Here is a 273-nt window from a genome sequence, read left to right on the forward strand (position 1 = left end):
GGCCGGGTGTGTAAGCGCAGCGATGCGTTGAGCTAACCGGTACTAATGACCCGTGAGGCTTAACCTTACAACACCAGAAGCGTTCTGGTGGGCAGTGAGAGACAGAAGACAATTTTCAGCTTATCCGGACAAGAAATAAGCTGTTCTGCCTATTACGCATGCGGGACGGAGCAAGAGATTTTATCTGCCCTGCGGACCTGAGTTCGCGGAGTGTGATTTAAAAGATTAGCGGGAACGAAAGAGTTTGTGCTGAAGCAGGGCGGCAAACGCAGC

This window comes from Erwinia sp. ErVv1 (assembly GCF_900068895.1).
Lineage (GTDB): Bacteria > Pseudomonadota > Gammaproteobacteria > Enterobacterales > Enterobacteriaceae > Erwinia.